Annotated in this window: 14 protein-coding genes; 7 read left to right on the forward strand and 7 right to left on the reverse strand. The window is 61.0% G+C overall.

The window, feature by feature from the left end; all coding sequences use genetic code 11:
- Positions 1-27: 27 nt before the first annotated feature.
- The 5 genes from BFP95_RS02100 to BFP95_RS02120 form a co-directional block, all read right to left on the reverse strand.
- Entirely contained in the window at positions 28-858 is an 831-nt protein-coding gene (locus BFP95_RS02100) for a carbohydrate ABC transporter permease (RefSeq protein WP_065876330.1), read from the reverse strand.
- A 10-nt stretch (positions 859-868) separates the two neighbouring features.
- Complete coding sequence (locus tag BFP95_RS02105) at positions 869-1762, reverse strand: carbohydrate ABC transporter permease (RefSeq protein ID WP_049708596.1); 894 nt, start codon at positions 1760-1762, stop codon at positions 869-871.
- Positions 1763-1915: 153 nt separating this feature from the next.
- Positions 1916-3187 carry an ABC transporter substrate-binding protein gene (locus BFP95_RS02110; protein ID WP_371905507.1) on the reverse strand — a complete coding sequence of 424 codons (1272 nt, stop codon included), beginning with the start codon at positions 3185-3187 and terminating at the stop codon, positions 1916-1918.
- Positions 3188-3405: 218 nt separating this feature from the next.
- The gene (locus BFP95_RS02115; RefSeq protein ID WP_065876328.1) at positions 3406-4311 is read right to left on the reverse strand and encodes an AraC family transcriptional regulator; all 906 of its coding nucleotides are present in this window, start codon (positions 4309-4311) and stop codon (positions 3406-3408) included.
- A gap of 72 nt (positions 4312-4383) precedes the next feature.
- Positions 4384-5673 carry a glycosyltransferase gene (locus BFP95_RS02120; RefSeq protein WP_065876327.1) on the reverse strand — a complete coding sequence of 430 codons (1290 nt, stop codon included), beginning with the start codon at positions 5671-5673 and terminating at the stop codon, positions 4384-4386.
- 158 nt (positions 5674-5831) lie between these two features.
- Here BFP95_RS02120 and tpx point away from each other — a divergent pair, with 158 nt between their 5' ends.
- From tpx to BFP95_RS02155, 7 genes are all read left to right on the forward strand, one after another.
- Positions 5832-6332: a thiol peroxidase gene (gene tpx / locus BFP95_RS02125; protein ID WP_065876326.1), complete on the forward strand. Its 501-nt coding sequence runs from the start codon at positions 5832-5834 to the stop codon at positions 6330-6332.
- A 231-nt stretch (positions 6333-6563) separates the two neighbouring features.
- Positions 6564-7862, forward strand: a complete 1299-nt coding sequence (locus tag BFP95_RS02130) for an MdtA/MuxA family multidrug efflux RND transporter periplasmic adaptor subunit (RefSeq protein WP_065909148.1) — start codon at positions 6564-6566, stop codon at positions 7860-7862.
- Positions 7859-10960 carry an MdtB/MuxB family multidrug efflux RND transporter permease subunit gene (locus tag BFP95_RS02135; RefSeq protein WP_065876324.1) on the forward strand — a complete coding sequence of 1034 codons (3102 nt, stop codon included), beginning with the start codon at positions 7859-7861 and terminating at the stop codon, positions 10958-10960. The genes BFP95_RS02130 and BFP95_RS02135 overlap by 4 nt, the downstream gene beginning before the upstream one ends.
- On the forward strand, positions 10957-14064 hold the full coding sequence (locus BFP95_RS02140) for an efflux RND transporter permease subunit (protein ID WP_065881528.1): 3108 nt from the start codon (positions 10957-10959) through the stop codon (positions 14062-14064). Before BFP95_RS02135 ends, BFP95_RS02140 begins: the two co-directional genes overlap by 4 nt.
- Positions 14061-15530, forward strand: coding sequence for an efflux transporter outer membrane subunit (locus BFP95_RS02145; RefSeq protein ID WP_065909151.1), 1470 nt, complete (start codon positions 14061-14063; stop codon positions 15528-15530). Before BFP95_RS02140 ends, BFP95_RS02145 begins: the two co-directional genes overlap by 4 nt.
- 436 nt (positions 15531-15966) lie before the next feature.
- Entirely contained in the window at positions 15967-18063 is a 2097-nt protein-coding gene (locus BFP95_RS02150; RefSeq protein ID WP_065876321.1) for a putative bifunctional diguanylate cyclase/phosphodiesterase, read from the forward strand.
- Between the two features lie 54 nt (positions 18064-18117).
- Positions 18118-18864: an SDR family oxidoreductase gene (locus BFP95_RS02155; RefSeq protein ID WP_065909152.1), complete on the forward strand. Its 747-nt coding sequence runs from the start codon at positions 18118-18120 to the stop codon at positions 18862-18864.
- An 82-nt stretch (positions 18865-18946) separates the two neighbouring features.
- On the opposite strand, the gene mapR is transcribed toward BFP95_RS02155, so the two are convergent.
- Positions 18947-20356 carry a GntR family transcriptional regulator MpaR gene (gene mapR, locus BFP95_RS02160; RefSeq protein ID WP_049708586.1) on the reverse strand — a complete coding sequence of 470 codons (1410 nt, stop codon included), beginning with the start codon at positions 20354-20356 and terminating at the stop codon, positions 18947-18949.
- A 90-nt stretch (positions 20357-20446) separates the two neighbouring features.
- Entirely contained in the window at positions 20447-21856 is a 1410-nt protein-coding gene (gene ccoG / locus BFP95_RS02165; RefSeq protein ID WP_065909154.1) for a cytochrome c oxidase accessory protein CcoG, read from the reverse strand.
- Positions 21857-21879 lie beyond the last annotated feature (23 nt).

Consider the following 21879-nt stretch of genomic DNA (forward strand, 5'->3'; position numbering starts at 1 on the left):
CCGCTTTGAATTTTTATTAAGCAGCCGTTACTTCACGGCGCCGAAGGACAACCCGCGCACCAGCTGTTTCTGGCTGATCCAGCCAAAAATCAGGATCGGTGCGCAGGCCAGGGTCGAGACGGCGGACAATTTGGCCCAGAACAACCCTTCGGGGCTGGAGTAGGAGGCGATCAACGCGGTCAGCGGCGCGGCGCTGGACGAGGTCAGGTTCAGCGACCAGAACGCCTCGTTCCAGCACAGGATCAGCGACAGCAACACGGTGGACGCCAGGCCGCCCTTGGCGATCGGCAGCAGCACGCGGACCATTTCCTGCCACAGCGTGGCGCCATCCAGGCGGGCGGCTTCGAGGATGTCCTTGGGGATGTCCTTGAAGTAGGTGTAAACCATCCACACCACAATCGGCAGGTTGATCAGGGTGTAGATGATGATCAGCGCAATGCGCGTGTCCAGCAGGCCAAAGCTCTTGGCCAGCAGGTAGATCGGCATCAGCACGCCCACCGGCGGCAGCATTTTGGTGGACAGCATCCACAGCAGCGTGCCTTTGGTGCGCTTGGTTTCGTAGAACGCCATGGAGTAGGCGGCCGGTACTGAAATCAGTAGGCATAAGGCGGTGGCGCTGAAGGAAATCAGCACCGAGTTCCACGCATAACTAAAGTAATTGCTGCGCTCGTTGATGTGCAGGTAGTTCTCCAGCGTCGGCGTGAAGATGAACTGCGGCGGCGTAGCGAATGCGTCGATTTCGGTCTTGAAGCTGGTCAGCACCATCCAGAAGATCGGGAAAAAGATCAGGATCGCGATGGCCCAGGCCAACGTGCCGAGCAACAGGCTTTGCAGGCGGCGGGATTGTTGAAGCGTCATGGCGCGGCCCTCAAGGCTTGTCAGTCAGGTTTTTGCCGATCATCCGCACCAGGATGATCGCCGCGATATTGGCGATGACCACGGCAATCAAGCCGCCGGCCGAGGCCATGCCCACGTCGAACTGCACCAGCGCCTGGTTGTAGATCAGGTAGGCGAGGTTGGTCGAGGCGTAGCCGGGGCCACCGTTGGTGGTGGTGAAGATTTCGGCGAATACCGAGAGCAGAAAGATCGTTTCGATCATCACCACCACGGCAATCGGGCGCGCCAGGTGGGGCAGGGTCAGGTGCCAGAAGATCGCGATAGCACCGGCACCGTCGAGGCGCGCGGCTTCCTTTTGTTCCTGGTCCAGGGACTGCATGGCGGTCATCAGCAGCAGGATCGCGAAGGGCAGCCATTGCCACGACACTATGATGATGATCGACAGCAACGGGTAGTGCGCCAGCCAGTCCACCGGCTCAGCGCCGAAGAACTTCCACACGGCGGCGAGAATCCCCGACACCGGGTGGAAAATCAGGTTCTTCCAGATCAGCGCACCGACCGTGGGCATGATGAAGAAGGGCGAAATCAACAACACCCGCACCAGGCCGCGACCGAAGAACTCACTGGCCTCCAGCAGGGCACTGATCAACACACCGAACACCACGCTGATCAGCAGCACGCTGCCCACCAGCAACAGGGTATTGGTGGCGCCCGGCAGGAAGCCCGAGTCGGTGATGAAGTAGGTGAAGTTCTCCAACCCGACGAATTGGTTTTCGCCGGGGTAGAGCAGGTTGTAGCGGATCAGCGAAAAGTACAGGGTCATGCCCAGGGGCACGATCATCCACAGCAGCAACAAGGCCACCGAGGGGCTGACAAGGAACCAGCCGGGGTTGGCCAGGCGGTTTTTGGGTGTGGTTGTATTCATGGTATTCAAGGCCAGTACAGAGCAAGAATCGGAGTGCAATCAAATGTGGGAGCGGGCTTGCTCGCGAATGCGGTCTTCCAGTTGATGCATCCGTGACTGACACACCGCATTCGCGAGCAAGCCCGCTCCCACATTTACAGTGGAAGGCTCACCTTATTTGGGGTAACCCGCCCGCTTCATTTCCCGCTCAGTGGTGGTCTGCGCAGCAGTCAACGCAGCATCCACCGTCTGCTGACCGGTCAACGCGCCCGAGAAGAATTTACCGACCTGTGTCCCAATCGCCTGGAACTCAGGAATGGTCACCAACTGGATACCGATATACGGCACCGGCTTGAGCGTTGGTTTGGTCGGGTCCGCCACTTTCAGCGATTCCAGGGTCACCTTGGCAAACGGCGCGGCCTTCATGTACTCATCGCTGTAGGTCGACTTGCGCGTGCCTGGCGGTACGTTGGCAACGCCATCGGTCTTGGCGACCAATGCGCCATATTCCTTGGAGGTGGCCCAGCTGGTGAACACCTTGGCGGCGTCCTTGGCCTTGGAACTGGTAGGGATTGCCAGGCTCCAGGAGTACAGCCACGAGGTGCCCTTGTCGGTTTTCTCGTGGGGGGCAAAGGTGAAGCCGACGTGGTCAGCCACTTTGCTTTGGGTCTTGTCGGTCACGAACGAACCGGCGACGCTGGCGTCGACCCAAATCGCGCACTTGCCGCTGTTGAACAGCGCCAGGTTTTCGTTGAAGCCGTTGCTGGAGGCGCCCGGCGGGCCGGATTTCTTCATGTTGTCGACGTAGAAGTTCAGCGCCTCCTTCCATTCAGGGCCGTTGAATTCCGGCTGCCACTTCTCATCGAACCAGCGCGCACCGTAGCCGTTGGCCAGGGTGGTGATCAGCGCCATGTTCTCACCCCAACCGGCTTTGCCGCGCAGGCACAGGCCGTATTGCTCTTTGCTCTTGTCGGTGAGTTTGCTGGCGAATTCGCCGATCTGCGTCCAGGTCGGATGCTCGGGCATGGTCAGCCCGGCGTTCTTGAACAGGTCGGTGCGGTAGTAGGTGATCGAACTTTCGGCGTAGAACGGCAGGGCATACAGCGAGCCTTTGACAGACAGGCCGTCACGCACCGAAGGGAATACGTCATCGAGATCGTAGGACGCCGGCAAGTCCTTCATCGGCTCCAACCAGCCCTTCGCGCCCCACAGTGCAGCTTCGTACATGCCGATGGTCAGCACATCGAACTGCCCGCCCTGGGTCGCGATGTCGGTGGTCAGGCGTTGGCGCAGCACGTTTTCTTCGAGCACCACCCAATTCAGCTTGATTTCCGGATGCTCGGCCTCGAAGGTTTTCGAGAGCTTTTGCATGCGGATCATGTCGCTGTTGTTGACGGTGGCAATGGTCAGGGTTTGCGCGCCAAGGCTGACGGCGCTGAGGGTCATACAAGAAAAGGCAATTAGAGCTTTTGCTGTGAACTTCATCGCGCACTCCATTTCCGCGCCCAGGGGGCTACAGAAGGACAGTTATTGTTGTTGTGTCTTCCCACAAGGAGTCAGGAAGAGTGTGCGTTGATTACAGCCTTCTAATGGCGCTGTGACAAATCCTTGGGAGCACTGGGACTGATACTTTTTTGCACTCGATAACACAGCAGCTGAAACCATTAAGCCAGGTTCTGCTCGGTCAAGCGCTGCACCGCCAGGCGTCGGTAGTGGGAAGGGGTCATGCCTTTAAGCTGTTGAAAACGCCGGTTGAAGTTGGAGATGTTGTTGAAGCCCGATTCAAAGCACACATCGGTCACGGCTTTATCACCATCGGCCAACAGCTCGCACGACTTGCTGATGCGCAGCCGATTGACGAATTCGATAAACGTGCGCCCGGTGGCCTGTTTGAACACCCTTGAGAAATAGGTGGGCTTCATCCCCAGGTATTCCGCAACCTCTTCAAGGGACAGCTCACGCGCGTAGTGGGCGAAGATGTAGTCCACCGCGCGGTTGGTACGGTCGATACTGTGCTCGTCGGCCAACTGCGGTGTCGTCACCCCTGAAAGCAACTGGTAGTCCTCACACGCGCTGAGTACTTCCAGCAGGATAAAGAAATGTCCCAGCCGCGCCATGCCCTGTGCGTCCTCAATGCGCTGCATCAAGGTCATCGCTTGGGCAATCGTGCGCTTGCAGCGAAACTCGATGCCGTACTGCGCCCGTTCCAGCAGCGGCGCCAGGGTCTTGAGTTCGGCGAAGATATGGCTGCCGCCTTCAAACAGCTCATCGGTGAAATTCACCAACATGTCGCGCTTGGGCACTACCTCGTCTTCCTCGACCTGGCTGATCCAGTTGTGGGGCAGGTTGGGGCCGGTGAGGAACAGGCTTTCCGGGTAGAAGTTGCCGATATAGTCGCCGATAAACACCTTGCCCGAGCTGGCGACGATCAGGTGCAGCTCGTATTCCTTGTGAAAGTGCCAGCGCACCAGCGGGCAGGGGAAACCGTGCTGGCGATAGATGATGGACAGACCGTTGTGATCGTCCATCAGCTCGTAGGAAGGGTCGGTGATTCGTGTTGCTCGGGTCATACTGCCGTCGCTTTATTGTGGTTGCTGCGTAGGATAATGCCCCCTCGCGCGCAACCTCGCCAGCGTCGCCGTTTATACGCTGCGGTTTTTTGCCTCGATCCACTGGGACATGTATTGCGTACTTTTATGGGCGTGGTGGCGCAGCATGCTGCCGGTGAAGTTATCGCGGCGATGGGCGGCGAGATGGCTGCGGCACTGTTGCAGACATGCCACCAGCGCGGGGCCATGAATGTTCTGGTCATAGCGGCGCGCTAACAGCTGGCGACCGTTTTCCTGGGCCTGGGTCCAGCGTTCGCGGTCCTGGTAGAGCGCCACGGCGGCGGCGGCGAGTGCAGGTGCGCTGTGTTCGATCAGCCCCGGCCACGGCTGCTCATCACCCATGGCCTCGGCGCCGATGGGCGTGGTGATATTCGGTGTGCCGCAGAGCATCGCATCCGCGAGTTTGCCCTTGATGCCGGCGCCGAAGCGCAGTGGCGCCAGGCAGATACGCGCGGCCGTCATCACCTGCAAGGCATCTTCGGCCCAGTTCATCACATGAAATCCCTGTGCCGGGTTATGCAGCGCAGTGGCCTTGGGCGGCGTGTAGGCGCCATAGATATGCAACTGGGCGCCCGGCAATTGCTGGCGAATCAGCGGCCACAGGCTGTTTTTCATCCATAACACCGCGTCCCAGTTGGGCGCGTGGCGGAAGTTGCCGATGCTGAGGAAGTGCGCCCGGTCTTCAAATGGCGCGAAGGGCTCGGCGGGTGGTTCCAGCATCAGCGGGCACCAGTGGAGCAGGGCAGCCGGCACTTTGAACTGCTCGGTCAGCAGGCGGATTTCCACGTCAGAGATCATCAGGCTGATATCGCAACGGTAGATCGCCGCGATTTCGCGCTTGGCCAGGTCAGTGTCGGCCATCAGCTGGAACTCTTCGTGCAACGCCGGGGAAAACAGCGCGCTGAAGTCGTCGCTGTCGGGGTGGGCCTTGAGGTGGTCCTTGAGGCGCTGATGCCGTGCGTCGCGCAGGCTTTGCAGGTCAGAGGTTTCCAGTACGCGCAGGGCATCGGGGCAACATTTCTCGACGCGCCAACCGAACTGTTCTTCCATCATGAAGCGGTCGAACAGCACGATATCCGGAGCGAGTTCGCAGATAAAATCGTCGAAACTGCTGTTATTCAACTCGATAGCGCATTCGGCTATGCCCAGGGCGGGCAGATCGGCCTTGTGCTCGCCGATGGTTGCGGGGCTGCTGAAGGTAATGTCCCAACCTTGCGCCAGAAAACTCTCAAGAATCTGCATCATATGCCCGCCTGCGGCCGAGGAACGTGGTTCCGGCCAGACATAACCAATGACCAGGACTTTGGTGGCGGGCTGATTCATCGACAACGGTTTCCTTGAGGGGCAGGTGAAAAGCGCGCAATTAAACCACAACCGGTGGCATGACAATTTGTGTCTGGCGGTAGGTCGTCATCGTAGTTTGTGGTTAACTTCGGCCTCTTGAATTCGTTTAACCAAAACCCAGCATAAGGATTCCGTTCATGGCTCAAGTCACTCTCAAAGGCAACCCGGTCCAGGTTGAAGGCGAACTGCCGAAAGTCGGCGCCAAAGCCGCAGACTTCACCCTGACCGCCGGCGATCTGTCCAACGCCACCCTGGCCACCTTTGCGGGCAAGCGTAAGGTGCTGAACATCTTCCCAAGTGTCGACACCCCAACCTGCGCGACTTCGGTGCGCAAGTTCAACGCGCAGGCCAACGATGTGGAAAACACCGTGGTGCTGTGCATCTCCACCGACCTGCCGTTCGCCCAAGCGCGTTTCTGCGGCTCCGAAGGCCTGGAAAACGTGAAGAACCTGTCTGATTTCCGCGATTCGGATTTCGCGGTTGATTACGGTGTGGCGATTGCCGACGGCCCGCTCAAAGGCCTGACTGCTCGTGCCGTCGTAGTGCTGGACGAAAACGACAACGTGCTGCACAGCGAGTTGGTCAAGGAAATCGCTGAAGAGCCAAACTACGAAGCAGCCCTGGCTGTTTTGAAGTAACTGTTTCGGTACGTTACTGTCGTTTGGCAGTAACACGTATGATGCATGCTTGCGGCCTGGCCTAGTCCAGGCCGTTTTTATTTGTCGCTCAGGTGCTTAGCGAAATAGCGAACGGACTAAGCGCAGATGTTTAAAGTTGTAAGCCCAAGGTAAATAGCCGGTAAAGGCGCTTTTCTTAACGCGCTCCAGTGCTTATCTTTCAGCCTCCCAAAGAAGAAGCTCTCGCGCCCAATGGTTGATCACTCCATGCAATCCTCCCCCCGCAACTCCCGCCGCTGGTTGTTCGGCCTGCTCGTGCTGCTGGTTATCGCCGGCCTGTGCTGGAAATTCTGGCCCAGCGGTGCCGCCCATAAAGACGCGCCGGCCGGCCATGCGAGCAAGACCGGCATGGCGCGCCCTGGGTTTGGCGGTTCCACTGGCCCGGTGCCGGTACGCGTGGCGCCTGCGGTGCTTGGCGAGTTCCCGGTGTACTACAAGGCCTTGGGCACGGTTACCGCACTGAACACGATCAATGTGCGCAGCCGGGTGGGTGGCGAGTTGGTGAAGATCGCCTTTGAAGAAGGGCAGATGGTCAAGGCCGGCGACCTGCTGGCCGAGATCGACCCGCGCAGCTACCAGAACGCCTTGCTCCAGGCCCAGGGCACGCTGATGCAGAACCAGGCCCAACTGAAAAACGCCCAGGTCGACGTGCAGCGTTATCGCGACCTGTTCGCCCAGGACAGTATTGCCAAGCAGACCCTGGACACCGCCGAAGCGCTGGTTTTGCAATACCAGGGCACGGTCAAGACCAACCAGGGCGCGGTGGATGACGCCAAGCTCAACCTCGAATTCACCAAGATCCGCGCACCGATCAGTGGCCGCGTGGGCCTGCGCCAGGTGGACGTGGGCAACCTGGTGGCGGCCAACGACACCACCTTCCTGGCCGTGATCACCCAGACCCAACCGATCAGCGTCGCCTTCACCCTGCCGGAAAATACCCTGGAAACCGTGCTTGCTCGCTACCACGCCGGCAACAAACTCCCTGTGGATGCCTGGGGCCGTGGCGATGTGAAAGTACAGGCCACCGGCGTGCTGCAGAGCCTGGACAACCAGATCGACGTCACCACCGGCACCCTGAAATTCAAGGCGCGCTTCGATAACAAGGACCAGGCGCTGTTTCCCAATCAGTTCGTCAATGTGCACCTGTTGGCTGACACCCTGCATAACGTAGTGCTGGCGCCGTCGGCGGCGATCCAGTTCGGCAACACCGGCACCTTCGTCTACGTGCTCGACGGCGACAAGAAGGTCAAGGTGCAGCCGCTGGTAGTCGGCGATACCGATGGCGATAACACCGTGATCAAGCAAGGTCTCAAGGCCGGCGACCGCGTGGTGCTGGAAGGCACTGACCGTTTGAAGGACGGCAGCGAAGTCGAAGTGGTGAATGAGAGCAGCGAAGTGCCGACCACGCCGACCGAACACCTGCAAGGCAAGCCCGCCGCGAAAGGGGAGACCGGCGCTGCCGCCGGCAAGGCGCAAAAGGTCGGTTCATGAACCTGTCGCGACTGTTTATCCTTCGCCCGGTCGCCACCACGCTGAGCATGCTGGCCATTGTGTTGGCCGGCATCATTTCGTACCGCTTGTTGCCGGTTTCGGCGCTGCCCCAAGTGGACTACCCGACCATTCGGGTGATGACCCTGTACCCCGGCGCCAGCCCGGATGTGATGACCAGTGCGGTCACCGCGCCGCTGGAACGCCAGTTCGGGCAAATGCCCGGCCTCACGCAAATGGCCTCCACCAGTTCCGGCGGCGCGTCGGTGCTGACCCTGCGTTTCAACCTCGACATCAATATGGATGTCGCCGAGCAACAGGTGCAGGCCGCGATCAACGCCGCGACCAACCTGTTGCCCAAGGATTTGCCGGCGCCGCCGGTGTACAACAAGGTCAACCCGGCGGACACCCCGGTGCTGACCCTGGCCATTACCTCAAAAACCATGTTGCTGCCCAAGCTCAATGACCTGGTCGACACGCGCATGGCGCAGAAAATCGCGCAGATCAGCGGCGTCGGCATGGTCAGCATCGCCGGTGGCCAGCGCCAGGCCGTGCGCATCAAGGTCAACCCCGAGGCCCTGGCGGCCAACGGCTTGAACCTGTCGGACGTGCGCACCTTGATCGCCGCGTCCAACGTCAACCAGCCCAAGGGTAACTTCGACGGCCCCACCCGCGTGTCGATGCTTGATGCCAACGACCAGTTGGTCTCGCCTGCGCAGTACGCCGAGTTGATCCTGGCCTACAACAATGGCGCGCCGTTGCGTCTAAAAGACGTGGCACAGATCGTCGACGGCGCCGAAAACGAGCGCCTCGCGGCCTGGGCCAATGAAAACCAGGCCGTGCTGCTGAATATCCAGCGCCAGCCGGGGGCCAACGTGATCGAGGTGGTGGACCGCATCAAGGCGCTGCTGCCAAGCATCACCGACAACCTGCCGGCCGGCCTCGACGTGACGGTGCTCACTGACCGCACCCAAACCATCCGGGCGTCGGTGAAAGACGTGCAGCACGAATTGCTCATCGCCATCGCCCTGGTGGTGATGGTGACGTTCCTGTTCCTGCGCAGGGTCAGCGCCACGCTCATTCCGTCCATCGCCGTGCCGCTGTCGTTGGTGGGCACCTTTGGCGTGATGTACCTGGCGGGCTTCTCCATCAACAACCTCACGCTGATGGCCTTGACCATCGCCACCGGTTTCGTGGTGGACGATGCCATCGTGATGCTGGAGAACATCTCGCGCTACATAGAGGAGGGCGAAACGCCCTTGGCCGCGGCGCTAAAGGGCGCCAAGCAAATCGGTTTTACCCTGATTTCCCTGACCCTGTCGCTGATCGCGGTATTGATTCCGCTGCTGTTCATGGCCGACGTCGTCGGGCGCCTGTTCCGTGAGTTCGCCATCACCCTGGCAGTGGCTATCCTGATTTCCCTGGTGGTGTCCCTGACCCTCACGCCGATGATGTGCGCGCGGCTGCTCAAGCGTGAACCCAAGGAAGAGGAGCAAAGCCGATTCTACAAAGCCAGTGGTGCGTGGATCGATTGGTTGATCGCGCGTTATGGAAGCATGTTGCAGTGGGTGCTCCGGCACCAACCGCTGACCCTGCTGGTCGCCATCGCGACCCTGGGTCTGACCGTGGTGCTGTACCTGGTGGTGCCCAAAGGCTTCTTCCCGGTGCAGGATACGGGCGTGATCCAGGGTATTTCCGAAGCGCCGCAGTCGATTTCCTTCGCCGCCATGAGCCAGCGCCAGCAGGACCTGGCGAAGATCATCCTGGCCGATCCAGCGGTGGAAAGCCTGTCGTCCTACATTGGTGTGGACGGTGACAACGCTACCCTCAACAGTGGGCGCTTGTTGATCAACCTCAAGGCTCACGGCCTGCGCGACTTGAGCGCAGCCCAAGTGATCACCCGCTTGCAGCCGCAAATCGACAAGCTGGTGGGCATCCGCCTGTTCATGCAGCCGGTGCAGGACTTGACCATCGAAGACCGTGTCAGCCGCACCCAGTACCAGTTCAGCATGTCTTCGCCGGATTCCGAGTTGCTGGCGTTGTGGAGCGAAAAACTGGTCCACGCGTTGAGCCAGATGCCCGAACTCACCGACGTTGCCAGCGACCTGCAGGACAAGGGCCTGCAGGTGTACCTGGTGATCGACCGCGATGCGGCGTCACGCCTGGGTGTCAGCGTGTCGACCATCACCGACGCGCTTTACGATGCCTTCGGCCAACGGCAGATTTCTACCATCTACACCCAGGCCAGCCAGTACCGCGTGGTATTGCAGGCCCAGTCCGGCGAAACCCTGGGCCCGGATGCGCTGAACCAGATCCATGTGAAAACCACCGATGGCGGCCAGGTGCGCTTGTCCAGCCTGGCCCATGTGGAACAGCGCCAGGCGCAACTGGCGATTGCGCACATCGGCCAGTTCCCGGCGGTGATGATGTCGTTCAACCTGGCGCCTGGTGTCGCGTTGGGCAAAGGCGTGGAGCTGATCAACCAGACCCAGAAAGACATCGGCATGCCGGTGGGCGTGCAGACCCAGTTCCAGGGCGCGGCCCAGGCGTTCGAAGCCTCGCTGTCGAGCACCTTGCTGCTGATCCTGGCGGCCGTGGTCACCATGTACATCGTGCTGGGTGTGCTCTACGAGAGTTATATCCACCCGATCACCATCCTCTCGACCTTGCCGTCGGCGGCCGTGGGCGCGTTGCTGGCGTTGCTGCTCAGTGGCAATGATCTGGGCATGATTGCGATCATCGGCATCATTTTGCTGATCGGTATCGTCAAGAAGAACGCGATCATGATGATCGACTTCGCCCTCGATGCTGAACGCAACCAGGGGCTCGACCCGCAGACCGCGATCTACCAGGCGGCGCTGCTGCGCTTCCGGCCGATCCTGATGACCACCTTGGCCGCATTGTTTGGTGCAGTACCGTTGATGCTCGCCACCGGTTCCGGCGCTGAACTGCGTCAACCTCTGGGCCTGGTGATGGTCGGCGGTTTGTTGGTGAGCCAGGTGCTGACCCTGTTCACCACGCCGGTGATTTACCTGTACTTCGATCGCCTGGGCCGTCGCTGGCGCAAAGAGCCGCAAAGCCTGGAGCCGGTTGAGTCATGAACCTGTCCGGACCTTTCATTCGCCGGCCGGTAGCGACCATGCTGCTGAGCCTGGCGATCATGTTGCTGGGCGGTGTCAGCTTCAATCTGCTGCCGGTGTCGCCGCTGCCGCAGATTGATTTTCCGGTGATCGTGGTGTCGGCCAGCTTGCCTGGCGCAAGCCCCGAGGTGATGGCGTCTACCGTGGCCACGCCGCTGGAGCGCTCGTTTGGCGCGATTGCCGGCATTACCACCATGAGTAGCTCGTCGAGCCAGGGCTCTACCCGGGTGATCCTCGCGTTTGACTCCGACCGGGATATCAACGGCGCGGCGCGGGAAGTGCAGGCGGCAATCAATGCCTCGCGCAACCTGCTGCCCAGCGGCATGCGCAGCATGCCCACCTACAAAAAGATCAACCCGTCCCAGGCGCCGATCATGGTGCTGTCGCTGACCTCGGACGTGCTGCAGAAAGGCCAGTTGTACGACCTGGCCTCGACCATTCTTTCGCAAAGCCTGTCCCAGGTGCCGGGCGTAGGCGAAGTGCAGATCGGCGGCAGCTCCCTGCCGGCGGTGCGCATCGAGCTGGAGCCCAAGGCCCTCGACCAGTACGGCGTGGCCCTCGACGATGTGCGCAACACCATCGCCAACGCCAACCAGCGCCGGCCCAAAGGCTCCCTGGAAGACAGCCAGCGCAACTGGCAGATTCAGGCCAACGACCAACTGGAAAAAGCCAAGGACTACGAGCCGCTGCTGATCCGCTACCAGAACGGCGCCGCCTTGCGCTTGAGTGATGTGGCGAAGATCAGCGACGGCGTTGAAGACCGCTACAACAGCGGCTTCTTCAACAACGAACCGGCGGTGCTGCTGGTGATCAACCGCCAGTCCGGTGCCAATATCATTGAGACGGTCAGGCAGATCAAGGCGCAGTTGCCGGCGTTGCAAGCGGTGCTGCCGTCCAGCGTCAAGCTGAGCCTGGCGATGGACCGCTCGCCGGTGATCACGGCGACCTTGCACGAAGCCGAGATGACCCTGCTGATCGCCGTGGGCCTGGTGATTCTGGTGGTGTACCTGTTCCTCGGTAACTTCCGCGCCTCGCTGATCCCGACCCTGGCGGTGCCGGTGTCACTGGTGGGCACCTTTGCGGTGATGTACCTGTACGGTTTTTCGTTGAACAACTTTTCGTTGATGGCGTTGATCCTGGCCACCGGCCTGGTGGTGGACGATGCCATTGTGGTGCTGGAGAACATTTCCCGGCATATCGACGAAGGCGTGCCGCCGATGAAGGCGGCGTACCTGGGAGCCGAGGAAGTCGGGTTTACCTTGCTGTCGATGAACGTGTCGCTGGTGGCGGTGTTCCTGTCCATCCTGTTTATGGGCGGGATTGTCACTAACCTGTTCCGCGAGTTTTCCATCACCTTGTCGGCGGCGATCATTGTGTCGCTGATTGTCTCGCTGACCCTGACGCCCATGCTGTGCGCGCGCTGGCTCAAGCCCCATGTCAAAGGCCAGATGTCCGGTTTGCAGCGCTGGAGCCAGAAGGTCAACGACCGCATGGTTGCCGGCTACGCGACCAGCCTGGATTGGGTGCTGCGCCATCGTCGCCTGACCCTGCTTAGCCTGTTGCTGACCATTGGTTTGAACGTGGCGTTGTACGTGGTGGTACCGAAAACCTTCATGCCGCAGCAGGACACCGGCCAGTTGATCGGTTTTGTGCGAGGCGATGACGGCCTGTCGTTCAGCGTGATGCAACCGAAGATGGAAACCTTCCGCAAAGCCGTGCTCAAGGACCCTGCAGTGCTCAGCGTGGCCGGCTTTATCGGCGGCAACAACGGCACCAACAACGCGGTGATGCTGGTACGCCTCAAACCTATCAGCGAACGCAAGATTTCCGCCCAGGCGGTGATCGAGCGCCTGCGCAAGGACGTGCCGCTGGTGCCGGGCGGGCGGCTGTTCCTGATGGCCGACCAGGACCTGCAGTTCGGTGGCAGCCGCGACCAGACCAGTGCGCAGTATTCCTACATCCTGCAAAGTGGCGACCTGGCGGCACTGCGCCTGTGGTATCCGAAGGTCGTCGCGGCCCTGCGCGAGCTGCCGGAACTCACCGCCATCGACGCCCGAGAAGGCCGGGGTGCGGCGCAGGTCACGTTGATTGTCGACCGCGACCAGGCCAAACGCCTGGGGATCGACATGAATATGGTCACGGCGGTGCTCAACAACGCCTACAGCCAGCGGCAGATTTCCACCATCTACGACAGCCTCAACCAGTACCAGGTGGTGATGGAGGTCAATCCCAAATACGCGCAGGACCCGATCACCCTGAACCAGATGCAGGTGATCACCGCTGACGGCGCGCGGGTACCGTTATCGACCATTGCCCATTACGAGAACAGCTTGGCGGACGACCGCGTCAGCCACGAAGGCCAGTTCGCTTCGGAAAACATTGCCTTCGACATGGCGCCCGGTGTGACAGTGGAGCAGGGCACGGCCGCTATCGAGCGGGCGATTGCCAAGGTCGGCTTGCCAGAAGATGTGATCGCCAAGATGGCCGGCACCGCCGATGCCTTCGCGGCCACACAGAAGGGCCAGCCGTTCATGATCCTCGGCGCGCTGGTGGCGGTGTATCTGGTGCTGGGCATTCTGTATGAAAGCTACATCCACCCATTGACGATCCTCTCGACCCTGCCGTCGGCCGGTGTTGGCGCGATGCTCGCCATTTACCTGACGGGGGGCGAGTTCAGCCTGATCTCCTTGCTTGGCCTGTTCCTGCTGATTGGTGTGGTGAAGAAGAACGCGATCTTGATGATCGACCTGGCCCTGCAGCTGGAGCGTAACGACCGCATGGGGCCGATGGAGTCGATTCGCAGCGCCTGCCTGATGCGTTTGCGGCCGATCCTGATGACCACCCTGGCGGCCATCCTCGGTGCGTTGCCTTTGCTGTTGGGCAGTGGTGATGGCGCGGAAATGCGTCGCCCCCTGGGCCTGACCATCATCGGCGGCCTGGTGTTCAGCCAGGTCCTGACCCTTTACACCACCCCGGTGGTTTACCTCTATCTCGACCGCGCGCGCCATCGCTTCAACAAATGGCGCGGTGTGCGTACCGATGCTGCCCTGGACACTGCGCTATGACCGATTCAACCTTTGCCCAATTGGCCATGTTCCGTGGTTGCCGCGTGGCGAGCCTGGTGCTGTGTGGCGTGTTGCTCAGCGCCTGCGCTATTGGCCCCGACTACAAGCGCCCGGAAGTCGTCGAGCCCGCCCAATTCAAAGAAGCCCAGGGCTGGCGCCAGGCAACCCCGAGCGACGCCTTGGCCCGTGGCGCCTGGTGGGAGCTGTACGGCGACCGCCAGCTCAATGACCTGGTGCTGCGCCTCAACAATTCCAACCAAACCGTCGCCCAGGCCGAAGCGCGCTTTCGCCAGGCCCAGGCGCTGGTGCGCAGTTCCCGTGGTGCGTTTTACCCCAGCGTTGACCTCAGCGTCGGTAAAACCCGCGCCAGCCAAGGCACCGGCAGCAGCAGCGCCAGCCTGAGCAGTTCCAGCAGTGGTATCCGTGACACCCTGAATGCACAGTTAGGCGTGAGCTGGGAGGCGGATATCTGGGGCAAATTGCGCCGTGGCCTGGAAGCCAACGAGGCCAGCGCCGAAGCCAGCTCGGCGGACCTGGCGGCGATGCGCCTGAGCCAACAGTCGGAACTGGTGCAAAGCTACCTGCAACTGCGCGTCATGGATGAACAGACGCGTTTGCTGCAAGCCACGCTGGAGGCCTATCAGCGCTCCCTGCAAATGACCCAGAACCAATACCGCGCCGGTGTCTCCGGCAAGGACGCGGTGGCCCAGGCGCAAACCCAGCTCAAGACCACCCAGGCCAGCCTGATCGACCTGATATGGCAACGTGCCCAATTGGAAAACGCAATTGCCGTGCTGATCGGCGAGGCGCCGGCCAACTTCAACCTGGCGGTGAGCAAAGACATCCCGGCACTGCCGCAGATTCCGCTGAGCCTGCCGTCGCAATTGCTTGAGCGTCGCCCGGATATCGCCTCGGCCGAACGCTCGGTGATCGCCGCCAACGCCAATATCGGCGTGGCCGAGGCCGCTTACTATCCGGACCTGAGCCTGAGCCTGGCCGGCGGCTATTCCAGCAGTACCTATTCCGACTGGATCAGCCTGCCGAACCGCTTCTGGTCGGTAGGCCCCAAGCTCGCCATGACCCTGTTCGACGGCGGCCAGCGTTCGGCGGAAGTCGACCGCACCGTGGCCAGCTATGACGAGACCGTCGCCAAGTACCGCCAGACCGTGCTGGATGGTTTCCGCGAAGTGGAAAACTACATGGTGCAGCTCAAGGTGCTGGAAGACGAGGCGGTGGTCAGCAATGAAGCGCTTGAGGCCGCGCGTGAGTCGCTGCGCCTGACCCAGAACCAGTACAAGGCCGGGCTGATTGCCTACCTTGATGTGGTCACCGTGCAAGCGACGGCCCTGAGCAACGAACGCACCGTGTTGACCTTGTTGCAGACGCGTCTGGTGGCCAGTGTGCAACTGATCGCCGCATTGGGCGGTGGTTGGGATGGGAAGACACCCATTGCCGAGAAAGACTGATCAACACCTGTGGGAGTTGGCTCGTCTGCAATGACCCTAGGTATCTACACATTTTCAATGTGATAGTGCGTAGCAGCTGTCGAGCCCCGGCGAGGCTGCGTTGGCGACCTGCCTGACACACCGCTGACGCAGCCTCGCCGGGGCTCGACAGCTGCTACGCAGAGGGTTCGCTGTAAATGTGTAAATACTTATGCTGCGATGACATCAACTCGGTCGGCCTGATGCACCGAGGCGCCTGTATCGCGGGCAAGCCAGCTTCCACAAAAAAGCCAGCCAGGCACACTGTCCACACCGTTTTCGAGCCATCCGATTGACGTCAAAGTGCCAGTGATAGCTATACGATAATTAATCAACTGTACAAGAATTATTCTCGCTACAATCGCCCGCTTTGCCACTTTGCACGGGCCTCTCAGGCCTGCTGCGCACGAGAAGTCCCATGCTCATCGGTAGTTATTCACCCTCCCTGGTTGCGATCTCACTGCTTGTCGCGATCCTTGCTTCCTACACCGCGTTAGATCTGTCCGGCCGCATTGCCACCGCCAAAGGTCGCGCGGTCTATCTATGGATAGCCGGCGGCGCGATGGCGATGGGGGTCGGGGTGTGGTCGATGCATTTCATCGGCATGCTCGCGCTGCGCTTACCGTTTGCGCTGGGCTTCGATACAGGCATCACCGCGTTGTCGTTGTTGATCGCGGTGCTGTCCAGCGGCTTTGCGTTGTGGCTGGTCAGCCAGCCGCGTTTACCTGCCTGGCAACTGGCGTTTGGTGCGCTGATCATGGGCACCGGCATCGCCTGCATGCACTACACCGGCATGGCCGCGATGCGCATGACGCCGGGTATCGACTACGACCCGGCCTTGTTTGGCGCCTCTTTGTTGATTGCCGTCGGGGCCTGCGGCGCAGCGCTGTGGATCGCCTTCAACCTGCGCCGTAATACCCCGTACGTGCGCCTGGCACGGGGTGGCGCAGCGGTGGTGATGGGTTTTGCCATCGTCGGCATGCATTACACCGGTGTGGCGGCGGCGCAGTTCGCCGATGACAGTTTCTGCGGTGCCGCACTGGACGGCTTGAGCGGCAATGGCCTGGACAATCTGGTACTGGTCACGACCCTGGCGGTGCTCGCCATCGCCTTGCTGACCTCACTGCTCGACGCGCGCCTGGAAGCCCGCACGGCGGTGCTCGCTGACTCCCTGACCCAAGCCAACCAGGAGCTGACCCATCTGGCCCTGCACGACATGCTCACCGGCTTGCCCAATCGCACCTTGCTCGCTGACCGCATTCAACAAGCCATGCAGGCCGTCAAGGAGCAGGGCGGTTGCTTCGCACTGATGTTTATCGATCTGGACGGCTTCAAACCGGTCAACGATGCCTTCGGCCACCACATGGGCGATCAGTTGCTGCGTGAAGTTGGCCAGCGCCTGCGTGAAGATTTGCGCAGCCAGGACACCCTGGCGCGTATCGGCGGGGATGAGTTTGTATTGCTGGTGCAACTGACCCAGCCGGATGACGCACTCGGCCTTGCCGAACGCCAGGTGATCCTGATCAATCGCGCGTTCCAGGTTGCCGAGCATGAGCTGAAGATCTCCGCCAGTGTTGGTATCGCCATGTTCCCGGGCAACGGTAGCAACCCCCAGGAACTGCTGATGAACGCCGACGCCGCGATGTACCACGCCAAGGGCGTGGGCAAAAACGGCTACAGCTTTTTTGATGCCTCGATGAACACCAATGCGCGCAAGCAGTTGCAGTTATTGCAAGACCTGCGCAATGCCCTGGAACAGCAGCAGTTGCAGCTCTACTACCAGCCCAAGTTCGACGCGGTCAGTGGTATTCCGGTCGGCGCCGAAGCGCTGTTGCGCTGGGAGCATCCGCAACATGGCCTGCTGCTGCCCGCGATGTTCATCGAACTGGCGGAAAAGACCGGGCTGATCATTCCCATCGGCGAGTGGGTGCTCAATGAAGCCTGTCGCCAAATGAGTATCTGGTACGCCCAGGGCTACGAAGACTGGCGCATTGCGGTGAACCTTTCGGCCATGCAGTTTTGCCATGCCGGACTGGTCAAGAGCGTGGCTGCGGCCCTTGAACGCCATCAGTTGCCAGCCAACAACCTGACCCTGGAAATCACCGAAACCACCGCCATGAGCGATGCCGATGCCAGCATGACCGTGTTGCAGGCGCTGTCGGACATGGGGGTCGATTTGTCCATCGATGACTTCGGCACGGGTTACTCCAGCCTCATGTACCTCAAGCGCCTGCCGGCCAATGAGCTGAAGATCGACCGTGGGTTTGTCCGTGACCTGGAGCACGACAGCGATGACGCCGCCATCGTCTCGGCCATCGTCGCACTCGGCCAGGCGTTGGGGTTGCGCATTGTTGCCGAAGGCGTGGAAACCAATGTGCAGCAGCGTTTCCTGACTCGGTTGGGGTGTGATTCCCTGCAGGGTTACCTGCTGGGGCACCCGTTGCCGGCGGAGGGGTTCATGGCCGATATACAGCGCGCCGAAATAGGCGTTATGCCTGACAAAAGCCGTGCGTGACGGGTATTCTCGGATACGACCCTAAACATCAGGTTGAATCAGGAGAACGCACGCATGGACAAAGTCGTCATCATCACCGGGGGCAGCCGTGGGATCGGCGCCGAGACGGCCTTGCTGGCCGCTCGCGAGGGCTATCGCATCTGCATCAACTACCAATCCGACGAAGAGGCTGCGCACCGTGTGCTCGAGCAGGTCCGTGCGCTGGGCGTCCAGGCGATTGCCGTGCGCGCCGATGTGAGCAGCGAAGATGAAGTGATCGCCTTGTTCAACCGTGTCGACGTCGAACTGGGCCGCGTCACCGCACTGGTCAACAATGCTGGCACCGTGGGGCATAAGGCGCGGGTTGATGAGATGTCCGAGTTCCGCATCCTCAAAATCATGAAGACCAACATGCTCGGGCCGATCCTGTGTGCCAAGCACGCGGTGCTGCGCATGTCGCCCAAGCATGGCGGGCAGGGCGGCAGCATCGTCAACGTCTCGTCGGTGGCGGCGCGACTGGGCTCGCCGGGTGAATACGTCGATTATGCAGCCTCCAAAGGCGCGCTCGACACGTTCACCCTGGGCTTGTCCAAGGAAGTCGCGGGCGAGGGCATTCGTGTTAACGCGGTTCGCCCTGGTTACATCTTCACTGACTTCCATGCCCTGAGCGGCGACCCGGACCGCGTCAGCAAACTCGAGTCCGGCATCCCCATGGCCAGGGGCGGGCGCCCGGATGAAGTGGCGGAGGCGATTATCTGGTTGCTGTCGGATAAGGCTTCGTATGCGACGGGCACATTCCTGGACCTGGGTGGCGGCCGCTGACCGGACTGACGCCATCGCGGGCAAGCCCGGCTCCCACATTGGAATGCGTACACCTGTGGGAGTCGGGCTGGCCCGCGATGGCTCAAAATGACCGCACAATCCGCCCCAACGTCTCCATGGCCTTCTCTGACGCTTCGGTCCACGGGCTGCCGTAGTTCAAGCGAATACAGTTCCTGAACCGTTGGGTCGCCGAGAAAATCGGCCCCGGCGCGATGCTGATACCTTGCGCCAACGCCATCTGGAACAACTTCAACGAATCCGTCTGCTCCGGCAATTCCAGCCACAGGAAATAGCCGCCGGCCGGTTGACTGACGCGCGTCTGCGCCGGGAAGTAGCGCGCGATGGCAGCCAGCATGGCGCTTTGCTGCTCTTCCAGGGCATAGCGCAATTTGCGCAGGTGCCGGTCATAGCCGCCGTGTTGCAGGTAATCGGCGATCGCTGCCTGGGCGGGCATCGACGGGCACAGCGAGGTCATCAATTTCAAGCGTTCGACCTTCTGCGCAAAGCGCCCGGCTGCGACCCAGCCCACGCGATAGCCAGGCGCCAGGCTCTTGGCGAAGGAACCGCAATGCATCACCAGGCCTTCGGTATCGAAAGCCTTGGCCGGTTTGGGGGCCTGTTGGCCGTAATACAGCTCGGCGTACACATCGTCTTCGATCAGCGGCACCTGATGGCCGCGCAACAGTTCCACCAGCGCCTGTTTCTTGGCTTCCGGCAAGGTCGCGCCCATCGGGTTCTGGAAGCTGGTCATGGTCCAGCAGGCCTTGATCGGGTAGCGCTCAAGGCTTTGTGCCAGGGCGTTGAGGTCAATGCCATCGCGCGGGTGCACGGGGATTTCCACCGCCTTGAGTTTCAAGCGCTCCAGCACTTGCAGGCACGCATAGAACGCGGGGGCTTCGATGGCCACCAGGTCGCCCGGCTCGGTGACGGCTTGCAGGCACAGGTTCAGTGCTTCCAGCGCGCCGTTGGTAATCAGCAGCTCTTCCATGGGCAACATCAGCCCGCCGACCATATACCGCAGCGCGATTTGCCGGCGCAGTTGGGGGTTGCCCGGTGACATGTCGGTAACGACCAGGCGCGGGTCCATCTCGCGGCTGGCGCTGGCCAGGGAGCGGGCCAGGCGCGGCAGCGGGAACAGCATCGGGCTGGGGAAGGCCGAGCCGAAAGGCACGGTGTTCGGGTCCTTGATCGAGTCGAGCACCGAGAACACTAGTTCGCTCACGTCCACTTCGGTGGATTCATGCACCTGTTCACTCACTACCGGCTCGGAGAACGGGCTGGGCGCATGGGTGTTGACGAAGTAGCCAGAGCGCGGCCGCGCGCGGATCAGGCCACGACGCTCCAACAGGTAATAAGCCTGGAACACCGTGGACGGGCTGACGCCGTAGGTCTGGCTGGCATAGCGCACCGACGGCACCCGCTGGCCGGGGCCGAGCACGCCAGAGCGGATCAGTTCTGCAATGTCGTCGGCGAATTTTTCGTAGCGTTTCATGGGGCCTAATCACTTTCTGAAATTGTACGCAGGGCTAAGTGGGAGCTGGCTTGCCAGCTCCCACATTGGATCTTCAGTGCCTGACAGGTCTCAGCGATTCAGCGGCGCCACAAAGCGGCTATCAGCCGCGCTGTAGATCCACGGTTCATCCACATCCGTCACCTTGAAGCGCAGGGTTTGCGAACTGCTCGCCGGTTTATCCGCCAGCAAGGCCACCGACACCGGCACATCGCTGATTTCCCCCGGCGCCAGGCTGATCTCGGTCTTGCCTTGCAGCTGGAAGCCATCGGCGTCCACCAGTGCCAGGCGGTAGTCCTGGCGTTGTTGGGTCTTGTTGATCACCTTGAGGCTGTAGATGTTTTCGATCAGGCCCTGGGCGTTCTCACGGAACATGCCACGGTCCTTGGTCACATCCAGCGACACCATCGGCCGCTCCACCAACGCCACCACCAACGCTGCAATCATCACCAACAGCACGGCACTGTAGCCGATCAGGCGCGGCCGTAGCAGGTGGGTCTTGCCGCCTTGCAGTTGATGTTCGCTGTTGTAGCTCACCAAACCTCGGTCGTAGCCCATCTTGTCCATGATCGAATCGCAGGCGTCGATGCACGCCGCGCAGCCAATGCACTCCATTTGCAGGCCGTCGCGGATGTCGATACCGGTCGGGCAGACCTGCACGCACAGTTGGCAGTCAATGCAATCGCCCAAGCCGACGTCGGCGGGGTTGACCTCACGTTTGCGCGGGCCACGGTGTTCGCCGCGGGCCACGTCGTAGGAAATGGTCAGGGTGTCCTTATCAAACATGACGCTTTGGAAACGCGCATACGGGCACATGTGCATGCACACCGCTTCGCGCAGCCAGCCCGCGTTGAGGTAGGTGGCGCCGCTGAAAAACAGCACCCAGAACAGGCTGACGCCGCCCATTTGCCAGGTCAGCAATTCGGCGGCCAGCGGGCGGATGGGGGTGAAGTAGCCGACAAAGGTCAGCCCGGTCAGCACGCTGATGCCCAGCCACATCGTGTGTTTGGCCGAGCGTCGCGCCAGCTTGTTCAGGCTCCAGGGCGCGGCTTGCAGCTTGATGCGCTGGTTGCGCTCACCTTCGGTGACCTTCTCGCACCACATGAACAGCCAGGTAAAGGAGCTTTGCGGGCAGGTATAGCCGCACCACACGCGGCCGGCAAAGACGGTGATCGCAAACAGGCCGAAGGCGCAGATGATCAACAATGCCGACAACAGGATGAAGTCCTGCGGCCAGAACGTGGCGCCAAAAATGTGGAATTTACTTTCCGCCAGGTCCCACAGCACCGCCTGCCTGCCACCCCAGTTCAGCCACACAGTGCCGAAAAAGGCCAGGAACAGAATGCCTGCACCGCACACGCGCAAGGTGCGGAACAGGCCGGTAAAGCTGCGGGTATGAATCAAGGTGTCGCTGGATTTGGCCTTCACCTTCTTTGGGTGTATGGGCTCAAAGGTTTCCACGGTGGGGATTCGTTCGCTCATGGTCGTTCGCTCATCAGCCTCCA

Origin of the sequence: Pseudomonas sp. 58 R 12 (assembly GCF_900005865.1) — a bacterium.
Lineage (GTDB): Bacteria > Pseudomonadota > Gammaproteobacteria > Pseudomonadales > Pseudomonadaceae > Aquipseudomonas > Aquipseudomonas tritici.